General features: G+C 71.2%; 14 protein-coding genes. 8 read left to right on the top strand and 6 right to left on the bottom strand.

The features are described from left to right. The first annotated feature begins 33 nt into the window (after window positions 1-33). The 6 genes from gspI (at window position 34) to ASD59_RS09865 (ending at window position 4,017) form a co-directional block, all read left to right on the top strand. Window positions 34-402 carry a type II secretion system minor pseudopilin GspI gene (gene gspI, locus ASD59_RS09890; protein ID WP_055831408.1) on the top strand — a complete coding sequence of 123 codons (369 nt, stop codon included), beginning with the start codon at window positions 34-36 and terminating at the stop codon, window positions 400-402. Beyond that, window positions 399-989 carry a type II secretion system minor pseudopilin GspJ gene (gene gspJ, locus ASD59_RS09885; RefSeq protein WP_082560151.1) on the top strand — a complete coding sequence of 197 codons (591 nt, stop codon included), beginning with the start codon at window positions 399-401 and terminating at the stop codon, window positions 987-989. The genes gspI and gspJ overlap by 4 nt, the downstream gene beginning before the upstream one ends. After that, entirely contained in the window at window positions 986-1,972 is a 987-nt protein-coding gene (gene gspK / locus ASD59_RS09880) for a type II secretion system minor pseudopilin GspK (RefSeq protein ID WP_055831406.1), read from the top strand. The genes gspJ and gspK overlap by 4 nt, the downstream gene beginning before the upstream one ends. Further along, on the top strand, window positions 1,969-3,072 hold the full coding sequence (gene gspL, locus ASD59_RS09875) for a type II secretion system protein GspL (RefSeq protein ID WP_055831404.1): 1,104 nt from the start codon (window positions 1,969-1,971) through the stop codon (window positions 3,070-3,072). The genes gspK and gspL overlap by 4 nt, the downstream gene beginning before the upstream one ends. After that, window positions 3,069-3,560, top strand: a complete 492-nt coding sequence (gene gspM, locus ASD59_RS09870) for a type II secretion system protein GspM (protein ID WP_055831402.1) — start codon at window positions 3,069-3,071, stop codon at window positions 3,558-3,560. Before gspL ends, gspM begins: the two co-directional genes overlap by 4 nt. A gap of 139 nt (window positions 3,561-3,699) precedes the next feature. Then, on the top strand, window positions 3,700-4,017 hold the full coding sequence (locus ASD59_RS09865) for a hypothetical protein (protein WP_055831399.1): 318 nt from the start codon (window positions 3,700-3,702) through the stop codon (window positions 4,015-4,017). Between the two features lie 22 nt (window positions 4,018-4,039). Here ASD59_RS09865 and ASD59_RS09860 read toward each other — a convergent pair whose 3' ends face one another. The 5 genes from ASD59_RS09860 to ASD59_RS14450 all read right to left on the bottom strand — a co-directional run bounded on the left by ASD59_RS09860 (window position 4,040) and on the right by ASD59_RS14450 (window position 10,750). Continuing rightward, window positions 4,040-5,044 carry a DUF2891 domain-containing protein gene (locus ASD59_RS09860; RefSeq protein ID WP_055831397.1) on the bottom strand — a complete coding sequence of 335 codons (1,005 nt, stop codon included), beginning with the start codon at window positions 5,042-5,044 and terminating at the stop codon, window positions 4,040-4,042. 2 nt (window positions 5,045-5,046) lie between these two features. After that, the gene (locus ASD59_RS09855; RefSeq protein ID WP_055831395.1) at window positions 5,047-6,012 is read right to left on the bottom strand and encodes a DUF979 domain-containing protein; all 966 of its coding nucleotides are present in this window, start codon (window positions 6,010-6,012) and stop codon (window positions 5,047-5,049) included. Continuing rightward, on the bottom strand, window positions 6,009-6,737 hold the full coding sequence (locus ASD59_RS09850; RefSeq protein ID WP_055831392.1) for a DUF969 domain-containing protein: 729 nt from the start codon (window positions 6,735-6,737) through the stop codon (window positions 6,009-6,011). The genes ASD59_RS09855 and ASD59_RS09850 overlap by 4 nt, the downstream gene beginning before the upstream one ends. Window positions 6,738-6,780: 43 nt before the next feature. Continuing rightward, window positions 6,781-10,422: a hydantoinase B/oxoprolinase family protein gene (locus ASD59_RS09845; RefSeq protein WP_055831390.1), complete on the bottom strand. Its 3,642-nt coding sequence runs from the start codon at window positions 10,420-10,422 to the stop codon at window positions 6,781-6,783. Window positions 10,423-10,543: 121 nt separating this feature from the next. After that, the gene (locus ASD59_RS14450; protein ID WP_055831388.1) at window positions 10,544-10,750 is read right to left on the bottom strand and encodes a TRAP transporter large permease subunit; all 207 of its coding nucleotides are present in this window, start codon (window positions 10,748-10,750) and stop codon (window positions 10,544-10,546) included. Window positions 10,751-10,753: 3 nt separating this feature from the next. Here ASD59_RS14450 and ASD59_RS14445 point away from each other — a divergent pair, with 3 nt between their 5' ends. Beyond that, on the top strand, window positions 10,754-11,029 hold the full coding sequence (locus tag ASD59_RS14445) for a carboxylesterase family protein (protein ID WP_055831385.1): 276 nt from the start codon (window positions 10,754-10,756) through the stop codon (window positions 11,027-11,029). A 45-nt stretch (window positions 11,030-11,074) separates the two neighbouring features. Beyond that, window positions 11,075-11,683: a cysteine hydrolase family protein gene (locus ASD59_RS09830; RefSeq protein WP_082560149.1), complete on the top strand. Its 609-nt coding sequence runs from the start codon at window positions 11,075-11,077 to the stop codon at window positions 11,681-11,683. 208 nt (window positions 11,684-11,891) lie between these two features. Here ASD59_RS09830 and ASD59_RS09825 read toward each other — a convergent pair whose 3' ends face one another. Beyond that, window positions 11,892-12,335: a response regulator gene (locus tag ASD59_RS09825; protein WP_055831381.1), complete on the bottom strand. Its 444-nt coding sequence runs from the start codon at window positions 12,333-12,335 to the stop codon at window positions 11,892-11,894. Between the last annotated feature and the right edge of the window lie 8 nt (window positions 12,336-12,343).

Here is a 12,343-nt window from a genome sequence, read left to right as displayed (position 1 = left end):
CGCTCAAGGAACCGGGTCCCGGCTTTCGCCGGGATGATCGGGAATTCTGAGACCAGACAGGGTTTCACCCTGATCGAAATGCTGGTCGCCCTGTCCGTGTTCAGCCTCGCCGCCATGGCCTTGCTCAACCTCTCGGGCGAGAACACCCGCTCCGCGGCGCGCGTCGAGACCCGCACCCTCGGCGGCGTCGTGGCCGAGAACCTGGCGGTCGAGGCGGCGACGATGCCGGTTATCGGAGAGGGGACGTCCGCGGGTCAGGTCGAACTGGCGGGCCGTCGCTGGAACTGGACCCGGGTCGTCGCCGCCACTGACGTCGCCGGCATGCTGCGCATCGACGTCCGCGTCAGCGACGCCGAGGGTCAGGCCGCCGAACGCACCCTGTTCCGGTCGCGCGCGTCATGACCCGGCGGGCGGGCTTCACCCTGGTCGAGGTTCTGGTCTCGCTGATGATCTTCGCCATGATCGCGGCGGCGGGCGCGGCCGTGCTGGGCGTGACCATCGACAACCGGTTCGCGGTCAAGGCCGCCAGCGACCGCGTCGGCGACCTGCAGCGCATGCGCGGCCTGCTGCGCACCGACCTCGGCCAGGCCACCGGCCGGCGCTCGCGCGGCCCCACCGGCCGGCCCGTGCCCCAGCCCATGGTCGGGGCGACGGCGCCCGGCGACCCCATCCTCGTCCTCACCCGCGCGGGCTGGAGCAACCCCGGAGAACAGGCGCGGCCGTCGCTGCAGCGGGTCGAATACCGGCTGGTCGGGGACCGGCTGGAACGCCGCGTCTCCAGCCATCTCGACGGCGCCCGCCCCGGGCCGCCGCAGGTGCTGTACCGCGGCGTGCGCGACGTCACAGTCGGCTTCGTCCGCGACGGCGAGGCGGCGCCGGCCTTCATCTCCAGTATCGACCGTCCGCTGCCCGACGCGGTGCGCATTGGAATGACGGTCCAGGGCTATGGCCGCATCGACCAGTTGTTCCTCGTCGGGAGCGGCCGATGAGCCGGTCGCGGCGCGAGCGCGAGGGCATGGCCCTGCTGACGGTCCTGCTGCTGGTCGCCGTCATGTCGGTGGTGGCGGTGGCCATCCTCGACGACGTCCGCTTCTCGGTGCGCCGCGCGACCAATGTCGAGACGCAGAGCCAGGCCCAGTGGTACGCCGCCGGCGCCGAAACCCTCGCCCGCGGCCAGATCACGCGCCTGCTCGCCGCCGGTCCGTCGCGCACGCCGCTAGATCCGCAATGGAACGGCCGGACCCTCAGCTTCCCCATCGACGGCGGAACCATCGCCGCGACCGTCACCGACGGTCAGGCCTGCTTCAACCTGAACAGCCTCGTGCTCGGCGTCGGCGAGGACCTGACCGCCCGTCCGCTCGGCGCGGCCCAGTTCCGCGCGCTCGGCCGCGCCGTCGGGGCCCCCGACAGCCGCCTCAAGGCCATCGCCGACGCCCTGACCGACTGGCTCGACGCCGACACCACGCCCCTGCCGCTGGGCGCGGAAGACGGCGCCTACGCCGGCCTCGCCAGGCCTTATCGCACCGGCGGCGTCCTGCTCGCCGAGGTCAGCGAGTTGCGCGCGGTCAAGGGCGTCGATGCCGATACGTACCGCCGTCTGCGCCCTTACGTCTGCGCCCTGCCGACCTCGCGCCTGTCGCCGCTGAACGTGAACACCCTGACGCCGGAGCAGGCGCCGCTGCTGACCATGCTGACCGGCGGCGCCCTTCCGCCGCAGCGGGCTCGGGCGGTGATCGCGGCCCGGCCCCGCGACGGCTGGCCCGATTCCGCCGCCTTCTGGGCCCAGCCGGCCCTGGCGACGCTGCCGCTCGACGCCGAGGCGCGCGACCAGATCACCGTCCTGACCCGCTTCTTCGACCTGCGTGTCGATGTCGAACTGGGCGGCTCCCACGCCGTCCGCACCGCCCTGCTGGAGGCCGGCTCCGACGGCCGCGTCCGCACCGTGATCCAACGCTGGACCCCCGAAGAATGAAACCGACCCGTCTGATCCTGATTCCGAGCCTAGGCAGCGAACCCGCGCCCTATCTGTTCATCGCCGATGGCATGGTGCGCGAGCGCGGCCTGCTGGAGCTCGACGCCGTCGAGCGCCCCGAGCCCATGCGCACCGTGGCCGTCGCGCCCGGCGCCGACGTCATCCTCCGCTGGCTCGACCTGCCCGCTGGCGGCCCGGTCCAGCAACGCGCCGCCGCCCTGTGGATGCTGAAGGATTCGCTGGCGGCGCCCGCCGACCGGCTGGCCGTGGCGCTGGGACCCGTGCCCGCGGCGGGCCGGCCCCGTCTCGTCGCCGTCGTCGGCCTGTCCCTGCTTCAGGCCTGGACCGACTATCTCGAGGCTCTCGGCGTACGCGCCGACGCCATCGTCCCCGACGCACTGACCGTGCCCGAGCCCGACGAGGACGGCCGCCTCAACGCCGTCGCCTTCGGACCGTCCACGGCGTTGCGGGGGCGGGGTTTCGCCGCGAGCGTCCAGCCCGATCTGGTCGAGCTGGTCGCCGGCGCGCGTCGGGTCGAGCCGATCGCGGACGCCGGCGCGGTCGAGCGCGCCCTGATCGACGCCGCCCTGTCGCCGCTCGTCAACCTCCTGTCCTCGCAGGACCGGGCCCGCGGAACGGCCCGGCGCGGTTGGGCCCTGGCTTCGGCTCTCGCCGGCCTGCTGGCCGTCTCCCCCCTCGTGCTGGTCGGCGCCGCGGCCGCCCGGGATGACATCGACGCTCGCAAGGCCGCTGAGCAGGCCCGCGCCGGGATCGCCAGCGTCGCCCCCGATCTCGCAGCCCGTCCCGATCCGGTCGAGGCCCTGCGCCAGCGGGTCCGCGCCGCCCCTCCGCCCGGCGGGGTCGTCGGCGCGGCCGCGGCCCTGTTCGCGGCCGTCGAGGGCGTCGAGGGCGCCGAATTGGACCTTCTGATCGTCGATCCCGCCGCCGGCATGAAGGCCAGCGTCACCCATGCCGACTATCAGGACATGCAGGCCATCGGCCGGGCCATGCGCGCCCATGGCCTGGAGATCACCGAAACCGGCACCCTCGATGACCGCGGCCGCATCGTCAGCGACATCACGATCGGAAGCGCCCGATGACCCGGTTCACAGGGCCCCTCGCGTTCTGGTTCAGCGGCCGCACCCTGCGCGAGCGCCGAATGCTGATGGTCATGGCCGGGTTGCTGACCGCCACGATCATCTGGCTCGGGGTGGTGCAGCCGGTCCTGGCCTGGAGACGCGCCGCCGCCGACCGCGCCGCCGCCTCGTCCGAAACGCTCGCCGAGGTGCGCGCCGCGGTCGCGGCCCTTGGTCCGCTCCGCGCCCCGGCCCGGCCCCCGGTCGAGGGTCTGGATCCCCTGATCCGTCGCACCGCCGCAGCCGCGGGGCTGGAGGTGGTCACCGTCATGAGCCCGTCCGGCCAGTTGGGCTTCCAACTGGCCCGCGTCCGCTCCGGACCTCTGTTCGCATGGCTGGCGGCGCTCGAAACCGACCACCGCCTGACCGTGTGCAGCCTCGGCGTGGTCAAGAACGCCGACGCCACCCTGAACGTCGAGGGCGCCTTGTCCGCGGGAGCCTGCATGGCCTGACAGGCGGCGCTGTAACGTCCGCAGGCGGGGAAACTGTCAAACTTCATACTTCTAACCGTCGCATAATCTTTACAATGCGAAGAAAGAGCGCATTATTCCTCCGGGTCCTGACTGTTTCAGGCCATCGGGAGAGACTGGAATGCGCGCTTTCGCCCCCCTTGTCGGCCTTGCCGCCTTCGCCGCGGCGGCGATTCTTCCCGCCGGACTGGTCAGCGCGTCCGACCTCGATCAGCCGGCCGCCAGGGCCCCGGCGCGCGCCGTTGTGATCTGCGGCACGGACGCCGCGACCCGCCGCGCCTTCACCCGCGAACACGGCGCTCCTCCGGTTTTCGTCACGGCCCGTGAGGCGCTGTCGGTCCGGGGCTCCGATCCGGCGTGGAGCACGCCGCGCTGCATGACGGCCCGGGAGCACGCCCGCTATCGCGACGCCGCCACCAGCTACGCCGCCGTTCGCTAGTCCGGTCGCCGCGGCGTCCCGTCTACTCGCCGGCCAGCAGGGCCAGCAGGGCGAAGCTGGCCAGCCAGTGCTCGCCCATATAGTCGCCGGTCACATGGGGCAGGGCGGCGCCCAGATGCATGCGTGCGGCTTCAGTCGCCAGGGCGCGCCGGGGATCGCCGGCGTCCAGCGCGGAGGCGATCTCGCGCCAGCACCAGGCCCGGCTCAGATTGAGGCCGTCCAGATGGGCGATCTTGCCGTCGGACCGGTCGCTGACGCCGGCGGGCTGGAACAGGGTCGCGGGCTCGCGCCGCTCAAGCCGGGGCAGGAAGGCGTCGAACCACGCGGCGAAGGCGTCCCCCGTCATCACCCGTCGCATCAGCACGGCTTCCATCAGGGCCGGCGACAGGAACTCGTCCTGCGACGGCTCCCACGCCTGACAGTCGCGGTCGCCGGAATGCCAGCGCACGGCCCGCTCGCGGCACAGCGCGGCCAGGACGGCGTCGCCGACGGCCTCGGCGTAGTCGAGCGTCAGTCTCAGGGCGAAGGCGGTGTTGTAATGGGTTCCGACCCGGACCGGATAGTCGGCCAGCGGCAGGAACTCGGTGAACCGCCCGGCGAGGGCCAGCGTCAGCGGGCGCAGGGCATCGGCCCGCCTGTCCCCGTGCCGCTCCAGCTCCGCCGCCAGCATCAGCAGCCACGCCCAGCCATAGGGCCGCTCGAACCCGCGGCTTTCCGGGCGCTGCAGGTAGGCGGTTTCGGCCGCCACGTTTTCCGGCGTGAACAGCTCGTCGGCCAGCGCCCGGATCCGCGCCGCTTCCGGCATGTCGGGGTGCAGCCGCAGCAGCGTGAACAACGTCCACCAGCCGTGGACGCAGGAATGCCAGTCGAAGCTGCCGAAGAAGATCGGGTGCAGCGCCCTCGGTCCCTCGACGTCGCCGGGTCCGGCGAGGACGTGGTCCATCTTGTTCGGATATTCGCGGGCGACATGACCCAGCGCCGCCGAGGCGAAGCGGGAGGCGGTGGCGGCGTCGAGGCTGTGGGTCATGTTCAGAACCTGAAGGCGAAGGCGTACATCAGCGCCATGTTGATCCCCAGCAGGATCAGGGCGGTGGGGATCTGCGCCCGGATCACCCCGTTCAGGGCCGAGTCGCGGTCGGGCAGCTCCAGCAGGTTGGCCGGCACGACGTTGAAATTGGCCGCCATGGGCGTCATCAGCGTGCCGCAGAAGCCGGCCAGCATGCCGATGGCGCAGACGATGGCGGGATTGCCGCCGAACTGGACGACCACGAACGGCAGGCCGATGGCGGCGGTCATCACCGGGAAGGCGGCGAAGGCGTTGCCCATGATGACGGTGAACAGCGCCATGCCGAGGCAGTAGACGACGACCGCCAGCAGCGGCGAGGTCAGGGGCACGGCCTGGCTGACCATCTGGCCCACCACGCCGCCCACGTCGGAGGCGAGGAACACGGCCCCCAGCGAGGCCAGCATCTGCGGCAGCAGGGCGGCCCAGCCGATGGAGTCCATCAGTCGCCGCCCTTCCTGCACCGGCGCCATCACCGGCGGCCGCAGCCAGGCCATGGCGGCGAACAGGGCGATGATGCAGCCCAGGCCCAGCGCGATCAGCGTCGTCTGGGTCGACGAAAGCAGCCACGCGCCCGCGCCCGTATGCTTGGCCGCCAGGGTGCCTCCGACCGCGACCAGCGGCACGATCAGGGCGGGAATAAACAGGGCGTTGCCGCGAAGCAGGGCGCCCTCGCGCCGCTCTTCCAGCGTGGTGGTCGGCGGATGTCCGACGCCCAGCTTCTTCAGCCCCCCGACGGCCACGAGGGCCAGCACCAGCACGCCGTTCCCCAGCCCGCCCAGCCACGAACCGAACAGCATCGACCCCGCGACCAGACCCCAGAAGACGGCGCTGCGGATGCGCGTGGGATGCGCCCGGTCGCCGAGCGTCAGCACGGCGAAGGCGCCGAACATCAACCCCACCAGCACATAGGCGTGGTCCAGGGTGATCATTGCGCCGCTCCGGTCTCGGCGGCCGTCGCGATGTCACGCTTCACCGAGCGGTCGAACAGCAGCAGCCGGGCGCCGTGGACGGCGAAGGCGGCGATGGCCGTCGGGATGGCCCAGACCGACATCTGCAGGGGCTCGACGATGATCCCGGCCTGTTCGAGGAAGCCGACCATCAGGACGATGGAGCCGATGGCGATGAAGATGTCCTCGCCGAAGAACAGGCCGATGTTGTCGGTCGCGGCGGACATGGCGCGGATGCGGAAGCGCAGCGCGTCCGGCAGCGTTCCGCCCGCCTGGACCTCGGCCGCGCCCTCGGCCATCGGCGCCACCAGAGGCCGGACCATCTGCGGGTGGCCGCCCAGCGAGGTCAGGCCGAGGGCCGACGTCGCCTGGCGCACCACGAGATAGCTGATCAGCAGCCGCCCCGCCGTCGCGGCCCTGACTTGCGCGATCAGCAGCCGGGCCCGCTCCTGCAGCCCGGCGCGCTCCAGCAGGCCGATGACGGGCAGGACCAGCCAGGTGATGTGGAAATAGCGGTTGTCGTTGAAGGCGTCGCCGAACGCCGCGAGCGTGTCGATCGCCGCCCGCCCCAGCGCGCGGGCGTCGACGCCCGGCGCGACCGCCGCCGCCACCCCCGTAACGATGGCGGCGAGCAATATGACCAGCAGCGGATTGATGCGGGCGATGAAGCCCAGCACGACGACCGCGATCCCCAGAAGCACAAGCATTCGGATTCTCCCCCTCCGTGGATGGTTGCGCCGATTGCGCCGTTCAGGAAGCTTTTTTCGGCCCGTACCCGCCGCCGCCCGGGGTCTCGATGACGAAGACGTCCCCGACACCCATGCGAACCTCGGCGGTCGAGCCCAGGGCCTCGCGCCCGCCGTCGGCCCGTTCGATGCGGTTGACGCCCATCGCCCCGTTCTCGCCCCCGGCCGCGCCGAAGGGCGCCGTGCGGCGATGGTTGGACAGGATCGCCGCCGTCAGGGGCTCGAGGAACCGCACCCGTCGCACCGCCCCGTCGCCGCCCCGGTTCGCGCCGTCTCCGCCCGAGCCGCGGCGGATCGAGAACTCTTCGAGCAGGACCGGGAAGCGGGTCTCCAGCACCTCCGGATCGGTCAGGCGGCTGTTGGTCATATGCGTCTGCACCGCCGAGGCGCCGTCGAAGCCGGGGCCGGCGCCGGAGCCCCCGGCGATGGTCTCGTAATACTGCCGGGCGTCGTCGCCGAAGGTGAAATTGTTCATCGTCCCCTGGCTGGCGGCCAGTACGCCCAGCGCGCCGTACAGGCAGTCGACCACGGCCTGGCTGGTCTCGACGTTTCCGGCGACGACGGCGGCGGGATAGCGGGGGTTCAGCATCGACCCTTCCGGCACGATCAGCCGGATCGGCTTCAGACAGCCCTCGTTCAGCGGGATGGCGTCGTCCACCAGGGTGCGGAACACATAGAGGGTGGCGGCCCGGGTGATCGACAGGGGCGCGTTGAAATTGTTCGGCCGCTGGTCGCTGGTCCCGGTGAAGTCGACGACGGCGCTGCGGGCCGCCGGGTCCACATCGATGCGCACCCGGATGACCGCCCCGTCGTCCATTTCCAGTTCGAAGACGCCCGGCTTCAGGGCGGCGATGGCGCGTCGGACCGCTTCCTCGGCGTTATCCTGGATGTGGCCCATATAGGCGGCGACCACCTCGCGCCCGAACTCGGCGACCATGCGCGTCAGCTCGTCGGCGCCCCGCGCGCAGGATGCGACCTGGGCCTTCAGGTCGGCCATGTTCTGCCCGACGTTGCGCGACGGATGGCGGCCCGAGGCGAACAGGGCCCGCGTTTCGGCGTCCCTCAACCGGCCGGCGTCGATCAGCAGGAAGTCGTCGATCAGCACGCCCTCGTCCTCGACCGTCCTCGACGAGGGCGGCATCGATCCGGGGGTGGTTCCTCCCACGTCGGCGTGATGGCCCCGGGCGGCGACGAAGAAGGCGGGTGCGTCGTCGGCCCCCAGGAAGACCGGCATGATGACGGTGATGTCGGGCAGGTGGGTGCCGCCGTTGTAGGGGGCGTTCAGCATGTAGACGTCGCCGCGCAGCAGGCCCCGGCCGTCGGCCGCATCGCCTCGCGAACGGATCACGGTGCGGATGCTCTCGCCCATCGAGCCCAGATGGACCGGGATGTGCGGCGCATTGGCGATCAGGGCGCCGGTCGCGTCGAACACGGCGCAGGAGAAGTCGAGCCGTTCCTTGATGTTGACCGAATAGGCCGTGGCCCGCAGCGCCTCGCCCATCTGTTCGGCCGCCGCCATGAAGCGGCTGTTGAACACCTCGAGCATGATCGGATCGGCGTCCGTGCCCAGCGCCGTGCGGGCGGGCAGGGCGGTCACGCGGGCGAGGATCAGGTTCAGCGCCTCGTCCGCCGTGGCGCGCCAGCCGGGCTCCAGCACCGTCGTGCCGGTGTCCTCGAGGATGACGGCCGGACCATCGACCGAGGCCCCCGGTCCGAAGGCGTCGCGGCGGTAGACGGGCGTGTCGCGGTCGACTCCCGCCATCCGCACGGGCACGCGGGCGACGGCGGATGGCGCCCCGTCCGATCCTCCTGCGAAGGGCGTCGACGCGGCCTGATCCGATGCCGCGACGGCCTCGGCTTCCAGCGTCTCGACCACCAGCGCCTTGTCCTCGGCGAAGAAGCCGAAGCGCTGGCGATGCAGGGCCTCGAACGCCGCCCACATCCCGTCGGCAGGCCCGAACGGCACGGACAGCGGCGTGTCCGACCCGGCGAATTTGATCTCGGCGCGCACGACGGTGGTGGTCAAGCCGTCGGCGAAGCCCTGCGCGGTCAGCAGGCCGCGCGCGTCGGCGCTCAGGGCCTCGGCCCGCTCGCTCAGGGCCGCATCGCCGGCCGGCTCCAGCGGGGCCGCCACGGTGGCCTGGCGTATAGCCCGCACGTCGGCCAGGCCCATGCCGTAGGCCGACAGCACCCCGGCGAAGGGATGCAGCATGACCCGCGTCATCCCCAGCGCGTCCGCCACGAGGCAGGCGTGCTGGCCCCCGGCGCCGCCGAAACAGTTCAGCACATAGCGGGTCACGTCATAGCCGCGCTGGATCGAAACCGACTTGATCGCCTCGGCCATGTTCTGCACGGCGATGGTGACGAACCCCTCTGCCAGGGTTTCCGGCGTCGTATCGCGGCCCGTGGCGCGCGCGACCTCGGCGGCCAGCGTCTCGAATTTTTCCCGCACCGCATCGGCGTCCAGTGGCTGGTCCCCGTCCGGTCCGAACACGGCGGGGAACTGATCGGGCCGCAGCTTTCCCAGCATGACGTTGCAGTCGGTCACCGTCAGCGGGCCGCCGCGGCGGTAGGCAGCCGGACCGGGCACGGCGCCGGCAGACTCGGGACCGACCCGCAAGCGCGACCCGTCGAAGCGGCAGATCGACCCGCCGCCCGCGGCCACGGTATGGATGCTCAGCATGGGCGCGCGCAGCCGGACCCCGGCCACGACGGCGTCCGAGGTCCGCTCATAGTCGCCGGCGAAATGCGACACGTCGGTCGAGGTGCCGCCCATGTCGAAGCCGATGACCCGGTCGAAGCCCGCGGCGGCGGCCGTCTCGGCCATGCCGACCACGCCGCCCGCGGGTCCGGACAGGATGGCGTCCTTGCCCCGGAAGGCGCCGGCGGCCGTCAGCCCGCCGCTGGACTGCATGAACAACAACGGCGTCGCCTCGCCCAGATTGGCGCCGACGCGGTCGACATAGGCGCGCAGGATCGGCGACAGATAGGCGTCCGCCACGGTGGTGTCGCCGCGCCCGATCAGCTTGATCAGGGCCCCGACCTCATGGCTGACCGAGACCTGTTCGAACCCGACCTCGCGCGCGATCTCCGCCAGCCGGGTCTCGTGATCGGTGAAGCGCCAGCCGTGCATCAGCACAATGGCGACGGCCCGCAGGCCGGCCGCATGAGCCGCCGTCAGGTCGGCGCGGGCCCGGTCCTCGTCCAGCGCCTGTTCGACCGTTCCGTCGGCGCGGACGCGTTCGCCGATCTCGACGACCCGGTCGTAGAGCTGTTCGTTGAGCACGATATGGCGGGCGAAGATGTCGGGCCGGCTCTGCCAGCCGATGCGCAGGGCGTCGCCGAAGCCTTGCGTGATGGCCAGCAGCGTCGGCTCGCCCTTGCGTTCCAGCAGGGCGTTGGTCGCCACCGTTGTGCCCATGCGGATGGCGTCGACGCGGCCCTCGGGCAGCGGCCCCGGCGCGGCGTCCAGGATGCGGCGCACGCCCTCGACCGCGGCGTCGGCATACTGCTCCGGATTGTCGGACAGCAGTTTGCGGGTCTCGAGTCGTCCGCCCGGCGCGCGGGCGACGATGTCGGTGAAGGTTCCGCCGCGATCGATCCAGAAGCGCCAGCCGTCGCGAGCGGAGATCGAGGACGCGCTCATGAGGTCGCTCCGGCGGTTGGCCCGGCATGGGTTGATGCATGCAGATAGCCGGTGTGGCCGCCGTCCGTCCAACGGCAACTTCCGATCGACCGACGGCTGGCCGGACCGGGCGGCTCCCGGCCTATTTCATCATGGCCGGAAGCCAGAGCGACAGGGCCGGGACGAAGGTGACGAGCATCAACACAGTCGCGCAGGCCAGCCAGAACGGCCAGATCGTTTTCAGCGCCCGGGTCATCGGTATGCCCCCGATGGCGCTGCCGACGAACAGCACGGACCCCACGGGCGGGGTGATCAGGCCGATGCCGCAGTTCAGCAGCAGGCGTTCCACACGGTGGACATCCCCCTGGCGTTCGACAACGTCGCCGCGGCCGGATCGCGGGTCGCGGGCGTCGACGCGCAGACGGTCGCCGACCGCCTCAGCGACGCCTTCATCGCCTTCGCCCGCTCTGGCGATCCGAACCATCCCGGACTCCCCGCCTGGCGCCCCTACGGGCTTACGGATCGCGAAACCATGGTGCTCGATGTCGAGGCCCGTCTCGAGAACGATCCCCGCGGAGCCGAACGCCGCTTCTTCGCCCTGACCCCCTACGTCCAGCCGGGGACCTGAGACTCCGCCATGGAAACCCGCCCCGTCATGCGGCGTTGAGCGCCCATGGCGGAGACAACCGGACTGACCCAAGGAGCCATACCGAGTTCGGCGGTTCACCTGTGCGTGGACATGCAGCGCCTGTTTGCCGAGGAGACAGCATGGCGGACTCCGTGGATCCGCCGTGTCCTGCCCGAGGTCGTGCGGTTGTGCGAGCATGGACCGGAACGGACCTGCTTCACCCGCTTCATCCCGGCGGCGCGGCCGGGGGAGGGCGTCGGAACCTGGCGCGGGTATTACGAGCGCTGGTCGTCGATGACGCTGGAGGCCCTGGAGCCGGGCCTGGTCGATCTGGTCCCCGAGCTGGCGCTTTTCACGCCGCCCGCCCTCGTCTTCGACAAGCGTGTGTATTCGCCATGGCTCAGCGGCGACCTGCAAGGACTGCTGCGCGAGCGCGGCGCGGACACCCTGGTCGTCAGCGGGGGTGAAACGGATGTTTGCGTGCTGGCGACGGTCCTGGGCGCGGTGGACCTGGGCTATCGGGTCGTCATCGCCGTGGACGCCCTGTGCAGTTCCTCGAACGAAACCCACGACGCGACGGTCAGCCTCTATCACGACCGGTATGGCCAGCAGATCGAAACGGCCACCTGCGATGAGATCCTTGACGGGTGGTGAAATCCGTCGTGACCGAAAGCGGGTCGCGGCGCGAAGTCAGCGTCGGGAACGGCGTCAGAAGGCGCCGGCGGAGGTCAATATGCGCGCCGACCGCCTCCCGCCGGCGGCGGCCAACGGGGTCCGCTATCTGATGATCCTGTTGAAGGACCGTCGGACCGTCTGAGGGCGGCCCCGCTGCGTTATCGCTCCCGTCGCCGGGACGGGTCGATCAGAACGAACGCCCGCGAACGCCGGGGGCCGCCGACAGTTCAGCGGCCACGCTCTTGGGATCGGGCTCGACGCCCGCCCTGGAAAGCAGGCGCGAGACGGCTTCACTGAAGGCCTCGCTGCGCAGGGGCTTGGCCATGGTTTCGTCGGCCCCGAACACCAGCGCCATGCGCAACAGTTGGCTCGCGTCCATGCGTCCGCCTGACGAGATCGCCAGGATTCGTATCTGCGGCCGGGCGCGCCGCAGCTCGACGATCGTTTCCAGCCCGTCCTTGTTGGGCATGAGCATGTCCAGAACGACGAGGTCAAAGGCGTTCGCGGCGACCAGCGTGAGGGCTTCGTCGCCGTCTGCCGCCTCGATTACCTGGTGCCCCGCAGTCGTCAGAATTTCGGCCGCGATCATGCGGACGGTCGGGTCGTCGTCAACGACGAGGATCATGGACATTGCGAGAC

Source organism: Brevundimonas sp. Root608 (assembly GCF_001427825.1).
In the GTDB taxonomy this organism is placed as follows: Bacteria; Pseudomonadota; Alphaproteobacteria; order Caulobacterales; family Caulobacteraceae; genus Brevundimonas.
This window is presented reverse-complemented; position numbering and strand designations above follow the sequence as displayed.

Bases quoted from the DNA above. Each gene is read 5' to 3' on its own strand.
- gspI (WP_055831408.1), top strand. From the start codon at position 34: ATGATCGGGAATTCTGAGACCAGACAGGGTTTCACCCTGATCGAAATG.
- gspJ (WP_082560151.1), top strand. From the start codon at position 399: ATGACCCGGCGGGCGGGCTTCACCCTGGTCGAGGTTCTGGTCTCGCTG.
- gspK (WP_055831406.1), top strand. From the start codon at position 986: ATGAGCCGGTCGCGGCGCGAGCGCGAGGGCATGGCCCTGCTGACGGTC.
- gspL (WP_055831404.1), top strand. From the start codon at position 1,969: ATGAAACCGACCCGTCTGATCCTGATTCCGAGCCTAGGCAGCGAACCC.
- gspM (WP_055831402.1), top strand. From the start codon at position 3,069: ATGACCCGGTTCACAGGGCCCCTCGCGTTCTGGTTCAGCGGCCGCACC.
- ASD59_RS09865 (WP_055831399.1), top strand. From the start codon at position 3,700: ATGCGCGCTTTCGCCCCCCTTGTCGGCCTTGCCGCCTTCGCCGCGGCG.
- ASD59_RS09860 (WP_055831397.1), bottom strand. From the start codon at position 5,044: ATGACCCACAGCCTCGACGCCGCCACCGCCTCCCGCTTCGCCTCGGCG.
- ASD59_RS09855 (WP_055831395.1), bottom strand. From the start codon at position 6,012: ATGATCACCCTGGACCACGCCTATGTGCTGGTGGGGTTGATGTTCGGC.
- ASD59_RS09850 (WP_055831392.1), bottom strand. From the start codon at position 6,737: ATGCTTGTGCTTCTGGGGATCGCGGTCGTCGTGCTGGGCTTCATCGCC.
- ASD59_RS09845 (WP_055831390.1), bottom strand. From the start codon at position 10,422: ATGAGCGCGTCCTCGATCTCCGCTCGCGACGGCTGGCGCTTCTGGATC.
- ASD59_RS09830 (WP_082560149.1), top strand. From the start codon at position 11,075: ATGGCGGAGACAACCGGACTGACCCAAGGAGCCATACCGAGTTCGGCG.
- ASD59_RS09825 (WP_055831381.1), bottom strand. From the start codon at position 12,335: ATGTCCATGATCCTCGTCGTTGACGACGACCCGACCGTCCGCATGATC.